The 13251-nt window shown below is 39.6% G+C and carries 13 protein-coding genes; 6 read left to right on the top strand and 7 right to left on the bottom strand.

Features of this window, described 5'->3' with window-relative positions:
* Nucleotides 1-59: 59 nt before the first annotated feature.
* Nucleotides 60-1709: a glycerol-3-phosphate dehydrogenase/oxidase gene (locus FHG67_RS12050; protein WP_142499801.1), complete on the top strand. Its 1650-nt coding sequence runs from the start codon at nucleotides 60-62 to the stop codon at nucleotides 1707-1709.
* A gap of 5 nt (nucleotides 1710-1714) precedes the next feature.
* On the opposite strand, the gene FHG67_RS12055 is transcribed toward FHG67_RS12050, so the two are convergent.
* From FHG67_RS12055 to FHG67_RS12065, 3 genes are all read right to left on the bottom strand, one after another.
* Nucleotides 1715-2293 (bottom strand): TetR/AcrR family transcriptional regulator, encoded by a 579-nt coding sequence (locus FHG67_RS12055; protein ID WP_002632796.1) that lies wholly within the window; start codon nucleotides 2291-2293, stop codon nucleotides 1715-1717.
* A gap of 125 nt (nucleotides 2294-2418) precedes the next feature.
* A complete protein-coding gene (locus FHG67_RS12060) occupies nucleotides 2419-2910 on the bottom strand; it encodes an Mpo1 family 2-hydroxy fatty acid dioxygenase (protein WP_002632799.1) in 492 nt (163 codons plus the stop codon).
* A gap of 399 nt (nucleotides 2911-3309) precedes the next feature.
* The gene (locus tag FHG67_RS12065; protein WP_004498085.1) at nucleotides 3310-4206 is read right to left on the bottom strand and encodes a hypothetical protein; all 897 of its coding nucleotides are present in this window, start codon (nucleotides 4204-4206) and stop codon (nucleotides 3310-3312) included.
* A gap of 72 nt (nucleotides 4207-4278) precedes the next feature.
* Here FHG67_RS12065 and FHG67_RS12070 point away from each other — a divergent pair, with 72 nt between their 5' ends.
* From FHG67_RS12070 to FHG67_RS12080, 3 genes are read left to right on the top strand one after another with little or no spacing between them, the layout of a single operon-like run.
* Entirely contained in the window at nucleotides 4279-4776 is a 498-nt protein-coding gene (locus tag FHG67_RS12070) for an NYN domain-containing protein (protein ID WP_002632811.1), read from the top strand.
* Nucleotides 4777-4778: 2 nt separating this feature from the next.
* Entirely contained in the window at nucleotides 4779-6263 is a 1485-nt protein-coding gene (locus FHG67_RS12075; protein WP_142499802.1) for an MBOAT family O-acyltransferase, read from the top strand.
* A 9-nt stretch (nucleotides 6264-6272) separates the two neighbouring features.
* Nucleotides 6273-7343: a DUF1574 domain-containing protein gene (locus FHG67_RS12080; protein ID WP_142499803.1), complete on the top strand. Its 1071-nt coding sequence runs from the start codon at nucleotides 6273-6275 to the stop codon at nucleotides 7341-7343.
* Between the two features lie 135 nt (nucleotides 7344-7478).
* On the opposite strand, the gene FHG67_RS12085 is transcribed toward FHG67_RS12080, so the two are convergent.
* The 4 genes from FHG67_RS12085 to FHG67_RS12100 all read right to left on the bottom strand — a co-directional run bounded on the left by FHG67_RS12085 (nucleotide 7479) and on the right by FHG67_RS12100 (nucleotide 10306).
* On the bottom strand, nucleotides 7479-8213 hold the full coding sequence (locus FHG67_RS12085; RefSeq protein WP_004499702.1) for an SIR2 family NAD-dependent protein deacylase: 735 nt from the start codon (nucleotides 8211-8213) through the stop codon (nucleotides 7479-7481).
* Nucleotides 8210-8758 (bottom strand): DJ-1 family glyoxalase III, encoded by a 549-nt coding sequence (locus FHG67_RS12090; RefSeq protein ID WP_004501337.1) that lies wholly within the window; start codon nucleotides 8756-8758, stop codon nucleotides 8210-8212. The genes FHG67_RS12085 and FHG67_RS12090 overlap by 4 nt, the downstream gene beginning before the upstream one ends.
* Nucleotides 8759-8932: 174 nt before the next feature.
* Nucleotides 8933-9490 carry a hypothetical protein gene (locus tag FHG67_RS12095; RefSeq protein WP_061218732.1) on the bottom strand — a complete coding sequence of 186 codons (558 nt, stop codon included), beginning with the start codon at nucleotides 9488-9490 and terminating at the stop codon, nucleotides 8933-8935.
* Nucleotides 9491-9598: 108 nt separating this feature from the next.
* Nucleotides 9599-10306 carry a queuosine precursor transporter gene (locus FHG67_RS12100; protein ID WP_142499804.1) on the bottom strand — a complete coding sequence of 236 codons (708 nt, stop codon included), beginning with the start codon at nucleotides 10304-10306 and terminating at the stop codon, nucleotides 9599-9601.
* 163 nt (nucleotides 10307-10469) lie between these two features.
* Here FHG67_RS12100 and FHG67_RS12105 point away from each other — a divergent pair, with 163 nt between their 5' ends.
* Together FHG67_RS12105 and FHG67_RS12110 are read left to right on the top strand one after the other, a co-directional pair.
* A complete protein-coding gene (locus FHG67_RS12105) occupies nucleotides 10470-12089 on the top strand; it encodes a glycosyl hydrolase family 18 protein (protein WP_142499805.1) in 1620 nt (539 codons plus the stop codon).
* Nucleotides 12070-13014: an L-threonylcarbamoyladenylate synthase gene (locus FHG67_RS12110; RefSeq protein ID WP_004497503.1), complete on the top strand. Its 945-nt coding sequence runs from the start codon at nucleotides 12070-12072 to the stop codon at nucleotides 13012-13014. The genes FHG67_RS12105 and FHG67_RS12110 overlap by 20 nt, the downstream gene beginning before the upstream one ends.
* Nucleotides 13015-13251: the final 237 nt, after the last annotated feature.

The raw sequence follows: 13251 nt of genomic DNA on the forward strand, positions 1-13251 counted from the left end.
CTTGCGCACTCGATCTAAAAGCGATTGACCCTAACTATTTTTTAGAAATCAATATCTTTATGTCCAAGAATAAAAAATTTCCTTCCAACATTCGATCGGCCAAACCTCCCAGCTCGTTCGTATATGATTTGTTAGTGATCGGAGGTGGAATCACGGGAGCGCACGTTCTTTGGGATTCAACTTTGAGAGGAATGAAATCTATTCTTTTGGAAAAAAACGACTACGCTTCAGGAACAAGTCAGGCCACATCGAAAATGATTCACGGAGGTTTGCGATACTTAAAGAATTTCGAGTTGGGGCTTGTGAGAGAATCTCTTCGTGAAAGGGCAATTCTTGCGAGAATTACTCCACAAGCAGTTCAAACAATGGGGTTTTTGGTTCCGATTTATTCCAATACCGAAAGATTCGTTTTGAAAGTGGGAATGGAGATGTATAACGCGCTTTCCTACGATCGAAACGCGAACATTTCCAAAGATCGATCGATTCCAAAATATAGTTTTCTTTCCAAAGAACAGACTACCATGGAATCTCCCACGATCAAACGAGACAAATTGAAGGGTTCTTACTTATATTACGATTATCTGAATATCAATCCGGAAAGGCATACCTGCGAGTTTATTTTCTCTGCGAGGGAAAGAGGAGCCGAGGCAAAAAATTATACCGAAGTAACTTCCATTACCCTTTCCACCGATTCCCTATATACGGTAATTGCAAAAGACAAAATTTCCGGAAAAGAAATCGCGTTTCAAACCAAGTCCGTTGTAAACGCTGCCGGGCCCTGGGCGGATCTTATCGAATCCCTTGCCGGTGTTGAAGTCGAAAAACATCTTGTGAGATCCAAGGGAATTCACATAGTTACAAGAAAAATCTGCGGAGATAAAACTTTGGTGACGAAAAAAAAAGACGGCACACATCTCTTTATCATTCCGTGGAGAAACAAAACAATCATAGGAACTACCGACACAGAGTATATAGATAGTCCGGACAGGTTTCGAGTTACGAAAAAAGACATCGAAGAATTATTAAGCGAAATCAACTATTCTTTTGGGTACACGGACCTGACCTTGAACGACGTAGATTTTTATTACGGCGGTTTAAGACCGCTTGTAGAAGATCCGGGAGAGACGAAGTCCACGTACAACGCATCCAGGAAGACGGAAATTTTCGATCATAAGGAATTCGGTCTTCCCGGATTTTTCACGGCGATGGGAGGTAAATACACTACAAGCCGCAGCGTGGGAGAAACAGTAGTGAACAAAGTCGCCGATTATCTTCCCGGAAATTTCAGAGCTTGCGAAACTTCAGTGACTCCCCCTTCCACGGGGAATTATTCAGATCTACTTTCTCTTACAAAGGGACTCGCAAAAAAATTTCCCAAATTAAGCGGAGAATCGATCGAGACGATCGCGTTTCGCTACGGTTTACAGGCGTATCAAATTCTTGAGAAGAGCTCTTCTCAAGAGGAATTTTATACACTCCAAAACGGAGAAAAGTTCTTTGAAAGCGAAGTTCGATTTATTGCAAATAGGGAAGATATCCGTTTTGCGACAGATTTTTTCTTTCGCAGATCCGGCGTGGGTGTTCCGGGTTTGCCGGAGGAGAAAGAAACGACTAAACTCGTTCGTTCCTTGGCAAAATATCTACGTTGGAATCAAAACAGAATCTCCAAAGAGATCAAAGCAGTGAAAGAACGCTACAGAATCTACTAAATACGTTAAAATGTGAACGAGTTGGAAAGAAGGATCGACAGGAAGTCTTTTATGATTTCGGAACTATCAGAAAGATGAATCCCATCTTCGTCCACGATTCTTTGAATTACGGTTCCTAAAATTACACTGATTAGAATCCGATTCAAAGCGGGATTTGTAATACCGAAATGTTTCGAAATGATATCTGCGTATTCTTTCATCGCATCCGCGATCAATGATTTCTCTTCTTCGTGATTTTTCAATCGAGAAGCGTCGCAAATGATATAAAGAAGATTTTGGAAGTATGCCTCTCTATCTTGAATCATTTGGAAAAGAGATTCAACTTTGGATTCAAGAGTTTGTCCCAGATTTCCTTTGGAATAGAGTTGTATTTCCTCGATATCCTTGTTCAGAAGAAACTTTACCAATTCTTTAAATATATCCTCTTTTGTCGCAAAGTAATGATATAAAGTCCCTGTTGAAACGTCGAGTTCGGTCGCAATTTCTCTCATTGAAACCGCAGAGTATCCTTTTCTCGCTAGAATGTCCACACACTTGGATAGAATTTCCGTTTTGTATTTTTCATGATTCACTATCTTTGGCATTGGATTTCCTTAGGCACTTCTTTTTGGTAACTCCGAATTCTTCGATGTTTGAGACCACATTTGCAGTCGATCCGAAAAATCGGCTTTTCTACGGTCGGGTCCCGAACAAGGAAGAAAAAAATCGATCAATAAGCGATTTTTAATTTTTGATAAATAAATCCAAGCAACCAAATCGGACCGATCAGTAAAAACTGAAGATCTTTAAAGAAAGAAGGTTTTTTACCTTCGATCTTATGTCCGATAAATTGTCCGATCCAAGCTAAAATAAAAATCGTAATCGAAAGTTCCAAAATGCCATAGGAATAAGCTCCGAATATTATCGGGAAAACAGTTCCTTGAAGAAGAACGATCAGATAAATCATCAAAGAGCTTAAAATCAGCATTCCCAGAGCCAACATAGGCGAAAGTTGCACGTAAAACGCAAGCGATAGAACAAGAGCGATCGTCGCAAAATTTAAGTAAGGGACGGACTGAAGCAAAGCAGGCACCGGGATCGACCAAAAAAGACCGATGACAGTAAAGTAAATCAACGGAACACAGATCCAGTGTATGTTTTTATTAACAGGATTTTGATGGCTTTCTGAGTATTCGCTAAACCAGGTTTCTACGGATTTCATAACAACTCCTTTCTGCTAAAAAATTTTAAATGTTCGAAATAGAATCGCAAGTGTTTTTTATAAAACCCTATGAGTAAAAAATCTAAAATTAGATATTTTACTTGGATTCGAAGATAAATCTGTCGGAATTCCGACAAATCCTCTGTGAAACTTACCCCACCCTGATTTTTGGGTGGTGGGGTGGGAGGCGGGAAGACTCGGGAGATTTTTCTCTATCAGAAAATGATACTTTTTACAAGTAAAAAGTATCATTCTTGTCGGAACACTTGAAAAATATCAGTTTTTGATCCTTATTATCCCAAAAGCCTTCTTAATTTGTGGGGTTGGTTACGGCTTCTACGGATCACAACATATAATCGCTTTCGCATTTTGTTATATCGAACTCACGTTATTTTAAAATTAATTCGGAAAAGGTTTTTCTTCGGAAACAACTTCTGGCTCTTCTTCTTTAAATTCACTTTCCAATTGTGATTGGACTGCAGGTTCTGCTTCCAACGGCCTTGTGATTCTTTCGATCGGTAATTTTTTTACGTGATTTGCCATTTCTTTCAAAATAGCTTCCGTAATTTGCTTCATGATTTCTCCGCTAACTTGGTTTTCCAAAATTTCGGTAATCATCAAACTGATATCTTCTCCAAGTCGTTTGGAAATCTCTCCCATAAAAGGAATTTTAGAAAGTTCGCCTAACAAAAACTTAGATTTAAGTGCCTCGTTCACTTTTATATTGAATTGATCTTGATGAAGTTCAAAAGCCTTTTTAGCCAATTGGCTATAATCCAGGCGAACCATCACTTCTTTCACTCTTTCCAAAGAATGCAGAAATACTGCGTCTGCGATTGTGTCCACAATCACATCTCTAAATCGGAATGTAATTTCTCTCGTAACGATGTCGCTTAGGTTTTGTCCGGACTGACCTAACTTATAAAATGCGATTAGAATTTTCATCCCTCTCAAAAGTAAAAAAGGACGAAGAAAATAAAACGGAATCACTCCTACGATTTCATACCAATTCATCGAGAAAAATGTTCCCGGCTCTTTAGATTTTCTGAATTTAGAGATGAGCTCCATTACCCAAACCACTAAGACAAAAAAATCAAATCCGATCACGTAGATGTACAGTTCTCTCGGAAGAATTTCGTTATACGAATTATAGGTCAAAAGTAGAAAAACATCCAAAGCCGCGATAGGAAGAAGAAATAAATCTCTTCCCGAACCCGGCAACGCTCGAAACCAAAGATAGAAATGCCAAATGTTAAATTTGTTGACCCGGACCGAGTGATGTTCGGAATCAGCCATTTTACTCATAACCTCCTTGGAAAGGTTGGTTTACAGTATTTATGAGAATAGAATTCTGGTCACTACAATTCCATGTCTTCTCAAGTGGCAATTGACGGCTTCAATCTGATCTATAAATTTCCCGATTTGGAAGAATGTATGGTTCGAAATCGGCTTTTAGAAGCCAGACAAGGACTTTTGGAATTGATTGAGTTGTACTCTCAAAAAAAGAAAGGGCAAACCTTTCACGTTTTCTTCGACGGAAAGAAAGAAGTCGGTAGCGAAATCTTTCAGGAAACTTTCGGAAAACTAAATGTGTATTTTAGTCATGGTAGAAAGGCGGACGATGTGATTAAGGAATTTGTTCGAACAAATATTCGCCCTTTTGAAATCGAAGTGGTCAGTTCGGATAAAGAGATTTTTTTTCACGCAAAAAAATGGGGGGCCAATCCGATCACCTCCGAGGATTTCGCCACAACTGTCATCGCGAAGATTTCTCCTTCCAAACTCGATGCCGAAGAATTCGGAGATAGAATTTTGAATTCCGACGAAGTGGAACATTGGAAAAACTTATTTAGGGAAGACGAATAATAGTGCTGTTCAATTCAGTGACTTTTGCAATTTTTTTTGCGATCGTTTATGTGATCTACTGGTCGGTTCCGAAAAAAAACCGTCCTAATCTTTTGATTTTTTCCAGTATGTTCTTTTACGCTTGGTTTTCTTGGATTTTTTTTCTTCACTTCTTACTTGTAATTTTACTCAATTATTTTTTCTATTTTCGCATCAAATCATCTCAAAAAAATTCGAAACGATGGATGATCGCATCGATTCTTTTTAACTGCATCAATCTAGGATTTTTCAAATACTTTTATTTCTTTTCCAGAGTTCTGGCTGATCTTACGGGTTATCCTTTCTTTCAGGAAATTCAGGGAATCATTCATATCGTTCTCCCTCTCGCGATTAGCTTTTACAGTTTTCAAATGATTGCGGCAGCAGTTGACGCAAAAAGAAATCCAAACATAGAAACCATTTCTCTCAAAGGATACTTTCTATTTGTTCTATTTTTTCCGGTTCTGATCGCCGGGCCGATCATGAGAACCGGAGATTTTTTTCCGAACTTAGATAACCTCGAACCGGACCGGAATAAGATCTATAACGGCTGTTATTTGGTAATCAGCGGTTTACTCAAAAAGGTCCTGATTGCGGATCCTGCGGCAGGTATTATTTCGCCAATTTTTTCGAATCCGGAAGTGTATGATTCGACTTCTTTGATTCTTGCCGGAATCGGATATTCAATTCAGGTATTCTGCGATTTTTCGGGTCTTACCGATATGGCACGGGGAGTGGGGGCGCTTCTCGGATTTTATCTGCCGGAAAATTTCAAAGCCCCTTTTTTCTCCCTAAGCGGAAGAGAACTTTGGCAAAGATGGCACATAACGTTATCCTTCTGGCTTCGGGATTATATCTACTTTTCCCTGGGCGGAAGTAGGATTGCACAATGGAGAACGCATTTAAACTTAATTCTTACCATGACTATCGGAGGTTTTTGGCACGGAGCGGATTATACGTTTATCGCGTGGGGCTTTTATTGGGGGGTTCTACTTGCAGGAGAAAGATATTTAGAAACATCCCTTGGATGGAAACTGGTTCCGGAAAAGAACATCGTTTTGAAAGCTCTCAAAGCCGGTATCGTATTTTTATTCTTCTCTTTTGGCGCCGTTCTTTTCCGAGCAAACAATGCGAGCACTATGGTCCAACACGTAACCGGAATTTTTAAAAACTCTCCGAATAAGATCGAAACCGAACTTGCTTCGTCCTCTCTTTTCTGGCTCGGGGATGCGGGAAATTTGGTCGACGGAGGTTCTTTCTTTTTACTCAATCAAATGGAGAACGTGGAAAAGTTCCTTTATCTTTTTTTAGCTTTGGTTCTTTTCAATTGGATCCAATACGTTCCCGATTTTTGGAAACGATTTAGAAAATACGATCCTTGGCTTCTTACGTGTGTGGGAGTCATCTCCATTTTTTTACTCGCCTTATTTTCGGAAGACTCGGGCGCTTTTATCTATTACAAATTTTAGGAAAATAGAATGTTTCGAAACCGATTTCTCTTTGTTCCTTTTGTAATATTCGTCATCGCATTCGGCATCGATAAACTGATCAGCTCGACGAAGTTCGAGCCGTATTATTCTTTGACTCTCTCCGATCTAAATTTCAGGCATAAGGAATTTCTTTTCGAAGAGTTAAAAGATTATCTGAGAAAAGAAAACCGTAAAAAAGTTTTGGTCTATTTTGGAAATTCAAGAGCGCTTCTTTTCAGAAACGATTATATTGAAAAAAAATATCCGAATTGGATTTTATTCAATTTTTCCGTACCCGGTGGTTCTCCAGATTATTATCTCTATTGGTTGGAAAAATTTCGATCCGACTCCGTAAAACCGGATTTTATCTTGTTGGACGAATCGATAGAAATTTTTAACTCCTCTTCCGTGCTGACCCTGGACGAAGTACTCTTCTACGGGCTCAGCCCATCCTTCGTGTTCAGACACGCGGATCGTTATTCTTCTTCGGATCTTACCGGATACATCGCAAAAAAATTATTTCATACGCATAAAAATCGACCGAGGTTCAACGTGATTCGAGCAAGAGCGAAGGATGAAGGGCTTCTTGCCGCGGGTTACAGCAAACTTCGTTCAACAATTTGGGAAAATCTCAAAAAACAAAGGGGAAGCGCAACTTCGGACGCAAGCCCGAGGGTCGTCTTACCCGCGGAACTTTTGAAAAAAAGATCAAATACCGATTTTAAATCGTATCTGACTCCGTTTACGTTCAATCCCAAGATGCTCGCCAATCAAGAAGACGCGATTCGAATCATAAAAGAAATCGGAGTTGCCTATGCGGCGATCTGGGTGCGGGTCGCTCGTCCTTATTTTGAATTGTACAAAACACGCAAGGTTCCAACGAATGATAAGGACGAAAAAACTCCCTATGAAATTATGATTCCTATATTACAAAAATTGCATGAATTAACGAGAACGGAGTTCTGGAATATGAATGAAGATTCAAAATATCGCTGCGACGACTTCAGCGATCCAGGCCACATGTCTCCGAGTTGTTTTAACGATTACGCAGATTTTATCTTTCAAAGACTTCCAAAATGAATTCGGGGCGATTTCATACAATCGGCGATTTTCAAAATTAAAAATCCGTACACTTGATAATGGAAGTGAGACGTTTTAAGTTTCACAAAAACATAGCTTTTATTGAATGAAAGAATAAATCGACTCTTCCGTATTTTAAATCGCTACGATTTCCGAAATTAACTCAGGAAGAATTTCTCCTGCTTTTCCCTGGACAAAAAGATCTACGGAAGAAGAGAAAGAAGAACGTTCCGGATTGACTTCAATAAGTATGGAGCCTGAACGTTTTGCGACCTGAGTCAGATACACAGGCATACTAACAAGACCGGAGGTTCCGAGAATCAGTAATAGGTCCGTATTTTCCATTCTTCGAATGGAGAAATTCAGCTTCTCTTGGTCGTAACTTTCACCGAACCAAACTACGCCCGGTCTTAAAAAATTCCCACAGAATTTGCACTTAGGGGGAAGTAGATCTTCCTCATTGAGGATTTTTTCGTTGGATTCTTGACGGCAGGATACACAACGATTGATAAAAATATTTCCATGCATTTCGATCAACTTCTTGGAGCCCGCACGAATATGAAGCCCGTCCACATTTTGCGTAACTAGAAAAAAATCGGAATGCATTTCCTCCAACTCTGCAAGTGCCAGATGTCCACGATTCGGTTGTTTGGCGCTGATAACGTTTCTTCTCCAAAGATACCATTCCCAAACTAACTGGGGATCCTTTTGAAAGGCTTGTGGAGTTGCTAAGTCTTCGGCTCGAAAATTTTTCCAAAGGCCGCCGCTTCCCCGAAACGTGGGAATTCCACTTTCGGCGGAAACACCAGCTCCGGAAATCGCAGTGATTCTCTGGAATTTACCTTTATGTTTCGACATGAATTCTTTCATAAAGCAAGTTGAAGGGCGGATTTCACTTCCAACATAGATTCTTTCCCGCATAGGATTTTTACGAGTTCCAAAGAAAATTCGAAGGCAGAACCGGGACCGATACTTGTAACGATCTTTCCGGAAATTTCCAACCGGGAACCGGTATAACCCGGTGTGTCATCTGATACGACTCCCGGAAAGGCGGTAAAACGATCTTCAGTAGTTAGTATATTTTGATGTACTAATATACTAGGTGCGGCGCAAATGGCGCCGATCCATTTGTTCTCTTTTTTCGCTTCTTTGAGAAAATCGGCGATTTTGCGATCCGCTCCGAGAACTTTGGTTCCTCCGCCTCCGCCCGGAAGTACGATCATATCGAAGTTTTTTAAGTTTACTGCGCCTAAAATTGTATCGGCTAAAAGACAAACTCCCCTGGAAGCCTTTACCGGCCCTTCCTTTAGGGAAGCACTCGTAACTTCCACCCCGGCCCTGCGGAGAACATCTACGATGATAACCGCTTCCATTTCTTCCATTCCTTCTGCGAACGGGACCAAAACCTTAGGCATATGCTTCTTCCTTGAACATTTATGATTAAATGCAATTTAAAACCGTAGAATCAACATACATAGGAGAATAGGAGAGAGCGAGACGTCTTAATTACCTAACTCATTTAATCTTTTGGATAAAATACAATTAGATTTTAGAGCGCACTATTGACAAAACCCAGTAGACTTAAAATTCTATTGAGAGATTTTTCCACTGTTTAAATCATAATAGACGTTATCTATTCTTCCTTGAAAAATGGACAGTTTAGAACAACTTAAATCGACCTTCCAACGTATTTGAAACGCCACTTTTTGATGGATGAGTGAATAGGAATAGTCTGGTCCGCATTCTTTCCAATCTTGATTTTCTAATCGATCTAAATCAATGAAACCTTTTTTTGATCGTAAATGATCAAAATAATATATTTCCAAATCTTCTGCGAAAAAAGTCTGATAATTTGGAAATTCTGTTTGTAAAAGATTCTTATTTATCTTAAAAAAACGAGTGTTCCAGGTGTATTTGTAGATGTCTGTTTTTCCAAAATAAGCGTATTCCACGTCTTCAAATAAAGGTGTTACATTTGTGTTAAACTTTAGTTTTCTTCGATTTTTTAACCAAAGTTGAAAAAATTCATCAAAAGAAATTTCAGAGATTTTTTCTAAATCTTTTCCCTTTTGTACGGATTCAAATGTCATTTGAGGTTTAAAACAAAATGTAAAACTGAGAATAATAAAAAAAATCTTTTTTTGCATCTTTCTCTTTAACCAATAGATCAATCTTGATCTTTCTAAACAACGTGAGCTCGACGGTTGAAAGTTTGGGCGAATAAGAAACTCAATGTTTCTCAAAGGCCGCGTTTTTCAACCCGGCGAAAGAGGCTCTGTGCCGGATCTTCCTTCTTTCATCGCAAATTCAATCATTTCTTCCGCTTCTTCCCCCAAATACCAATTGATACAACGATGTGCCCCGTAAATCAGCGGAGTAATCGCAATTGCAACCCCGCATTTATATATAAAGTTGTTTGTGGAAATCTGATTCAATTCTTGAAAACTGAGTTTGCTTCCGCCAAGCGCAATATAAATCACTACGAAAGAATCCACAAGCTGAGAAACGATTGTGGAACCAGTGGCTCGTAACCAAATATACTTGTTCTCGGTTTTAATTCTGAGAAAGTGAAAGATCTGGATATCAATCAATTGCCCGATCAAATACGCTACAATGGAACCGACGATGACCTTTCCCGAGTTTGAGAAGACTACATTGAAAGAATGGTTGTCCACCGGAGAATTGGGGGCCGCCGGAATCGACATGTCCAACATCAAAAGGAAGTAAGCCAGGAAGATCATCACCATTCCCAAAAGTGTGGTAAATCGAACTCCCTTTCTTCCATAGTATTCGTTGAGAAGATCGGTCACAATAAATGTAACCGGAAATGGTATTACACCCATCGTAAGAGTAAAACCAAAAGAAACAAAAAGTTTGGAACCTGTCACTTCGGCAAGGATCAAGAACGTCAAAAAGAAAGCATTTAGGATGATGAATAATTTCTGTGACTTAGAAAGAGGCATAAGCGGTTTTTTCCCTTTATCGCACGAATTCGTCAACTTGTAAAAAGAACCGTTTGACAACCCTCAATCCAATAAATCTCTGGAAGTGAATTTCAAATTCATCAACTTTAGGAAACTTCTTTATTTTCTTAGATTTCGATTCGATAATGAAATTGTAACACCGATGGCACACGAACAAGAAGACAAATACGATATTCCCGAAGACTTGATAAAACCGCTTTCCTTTCAAAAAGATTCAGAACCTAAGCATAAGATCTTACTTTACTCCTTTACTTGGTTTTTATTGTCCTCACTTTCCTTTTCCTTAGGGATTCATCTTCTCAAAAAGGGTGGTTCCTCTTTTCCAGGGGAAAACGTTCGCGTGGGTTCTGTCGGAATCATAGACGAAATTCGAAATCTCTTCCCGATCCATAAAACAATAGATTCTTCCGAAACGGAAGATTCGTCTTCAAAATCGGAATCCAATTCGAGTTTCTTCTCATTTGGAAAAGACAATGATGCATCCGGGACTGAAGAAACTCTATTGTCAAAAGCGGATGAGAATTCTAATTTCCGCGCTTCCACTTGGTTTTCGGATTACGAAGCTATGAAGAAGACCGTACATCTTTACAATGAAATCCACCCGTTTATTTACGGAATGAAAGGTCGTGAAACAAACAACGGGGATCTTTATTCCAGTTGGGGAAGTTCTCAAAAACACGAACGTGTCGCAGAGTTACGTAAACTCAATCCGAACGTCAAGATCATTCCTACCATCTTTCGCTGGGAAAATAAGTACGAAAAAATTTCCGAAAACATCGGAATGAAGGGCCGCAACGATATTCGTGATAAACACCTCGCCAATATTCTTTACGAGCTGGATACATATGGTTACGACGGGATCGATATTGATTACGAAGGAATGAGCTGCGAGAAAAAAGAAAAATTCGAAGAATTCATTGTAATTCTTTCTCAGGAAATCCATAAACGCGGAAAAATTCTCTCCGTTGCAGTTCATCCGAAAACTCCGGCCAAAAGAGAATCCATGAAAGTCTGCAAAGGTCTAAAAGATAAAATCAAAATGGATTATGCGGAAAATTGGAGAGGACCTATGACTCATGATTATGCCTTCCTTGCTAAATACGCAGATCGCATTAAGATTATGGCATATGAATTGCATCCTAGAAAATATAGAAATCCGGGTCCGGGTCCGCAAGCACCAAACACCTGGATCAAAAGTATTATCGAATATGCGAAAGCAAGAGTTCCGTCTCGTCAGTTGTATATGGCCATTCCTACTTATGGATACGATTGGGCTTTAAATTGTAACTCGAAGATCAAATCGGTTTATTATCAGGATGCCGTTCGCAAAAAAGGACTGGGAATCCATAGACAACCGACTAATATCGATCAGATTCTTGCAAACACTAAGAATTCCGGCTCCTGGACCAATCTTTCCAAATTTTCCTGGGTTCATACTGGAAAAACTTATGAGGATCCAAGTATCTGGTATAAATCAGAAGGTTGTGATCGTGTCGCGTTTTATATGAACCGTAAAGCATTCGAAGATAAGATGAATCTTTTAAGACAGTACGATTTGGGCGGATTCTCTTTCTGGCAATTGATCAGTGATAACGATCCCGGAATCAACGATTACCTAGAATTATTGGTTTCTAATAAACTTCCTCCCGTGGAAAAAGTGAGAGATCCCGTACAAGATCCGACCGCAGAACAAACCGTTCCGGAAGAAGCAAAAATGGATCGTCAGCATCATTCGGAGAAATTTGTCAGAAAACAAGGTTGATACTCTCATTACATACTCTCCTTTCGAAGCGGCAAAAATCCTGCTTGAAGGAGGGATCGTCGTTTTTCCCACAGAAACGGTTTACGGAATCGGGGCATCTGCGCTTGACTTCAAAGCCTGCAAAAAGATCTATGAAGTTAAAAACAGACCTTCTGATAATCCTCTCATCCTTCACGTAGAAAATCTTTCCTCCTTAAAAGCTTGCGGAAACGTCAGTGAGAAGGCCGAACTTGTATTTCAAAATTTTTCTCCCGGGCCTATCACCGGCATTTTTACAAAGAGGAATCAAGATCTTTTTACCGCTGGTTTGAATACGGTTGCCCTACGAATTCCCTCCAATTCAACAGCGCAGTTTTTTTTGAGTTTCTGCGATGTTCCAGTCGCCGCTCCCTCTGCGAATCTTTCCGGAAAACCATCCTTAACGAAAATTGAATATATTTTGGAAGAGTTTTCCGGTAAGGTGGACTGCATTCTAAAAGGAGAAGAACCGAAGATAGGAATCGAATCGACCGTAATCGACTTCAGCTCCGAGCCTCCGGTTCTTCTTCGTCCTGGTTTTGTGGATCGAAACGATCTTCTGAAAATATTACTGGATCTTAAAGGAACCGAATCGTTTAATGAACCGAAAGAAACGCCCAGAAGTCCGGGTCTTAAGTATAGACATTATGCTCCTGTTTGCAAAGTCGTATTAAAGGATTCATTAAAGGGAATTTCGAGAGATTTCGCACAAATCGGTTTTCGCTTCGAATCAGAATCAACGTTTCAGATTTTGGTTTCTTCCAATGAAGAATATATGAAGTCCATTTACCCCTTTTTTGTGGAATGCGATCGTAAGGGAATTAAGGAAGCATGGTGTGAAATTCCTAAAGATGGAAATGGTAAAGAAGCATTAATCAATCGAATTTCAAAAGCCGCTTCGAAGTAGGTATGTTTTATCTGTTGTTCTTTCAACATTTCCTTTGTTACGGCTCGTTAAATACGCGATTCTGATCGTTTCTTTGTGATGCCGAACGCGCTAAGAAGTGAGGCTGTCTGAGATAGCGGAACGTTATCTCAGACTCTCGGCTTTGTCGAGATGAGCTTCATTTTGTTTAAGCCGCACTCTTTTCACTTTAGTTCCTTCTGTTGGTTTTCTTGTTTTGTGTTAAATGCAAACTTTGTG

This window comes from Leptospira weilii, assembly GCF_006874765.1.
Classification (GTDB): Bacteria; Spirochaetota; Leptospiria; order Leptospirales; family Leptospiraceae; genus Leptospira; species Leptospira weilii.

Bases quoted from the DNA above. Each gene is read 5' to 3' on its own strand.
- FHG67_RS12050 (WP_142499801.1), top strand. From the start codon at position 60: ATGTCCAAGAATAAAAAATTTCCTTCCAACATTCGATCGGCCAAACCT.
- FHG67_RS12055 (WP_002632796.1), bottom strand. From the start codon at position 2,293: ATGCCAAAGATAGTGAATCATGAAAAATACAAAACGGAAATTCTATCC.
- FHG67_RS12060 (WP_002632799.1), bottom strand. From the start codon at position 2,910: ATGAAATCCGTAGAAACCTGGTTTAGCGAATACTCAGAAAGCCATCAA.
- FHG67_RS12065 (WP_004498085.1), bottom strand. From the start codon at position 4,206: ATGGCTGATTCCGAACATCACTCGGTCCGGGTCAACAAATTTAACATT.
- FHG67_RS12070 (WP_002632811.1), top strand. From the start codon at position 4,279: ATGTCTTCTCAAGTGGCAATTGACGGCTTCAATCTGATCTATAAATTT.
- FHG67_RS12080 (WP_142499803.1), top strand. From the start codon at position 6,273: ATGTTTCGAAACCGATTTCTCTTTGTTCCTTTTGTAATATTCGTCATC.
- FHG67_RS12085 (WP_004499702.1), bottom strand. From the start codon at position 8,213: ATGAAAGAATTCATGTCGAAACATAAAGGTAAATTCCAGAGAATCACT.
- FHG67_RS12090 (WP_004501337.1), bottom strand. From the start codon at position 8,758: ATGCCTAAGGTTTTGGTCCCGTTCGCAGAAGGAATGGAAGAAATGGAA.
- FHG67_RS12095 (WP_061218732.1), bottom strand. From the start codon at position 9,490: ATGCAAAAAAAGATTTTTTTTATTATTCTCAGTTTTACATTTTGTTTT.
- FHG67_RS12100 (WP_142499804.1), bottom strand. From the start codon at position 10,306: ATGCCTCTTTCTAAGTCACAGAAATTATTCATCATCCTAAATGCTTTC.
- FHG67_RS12105 (WP_142499805.1), top strand. From the start codon at position 10,470: ATGGCACACGAACAAGAAGACAAATACGATATTCCCGAAGACTTGATA.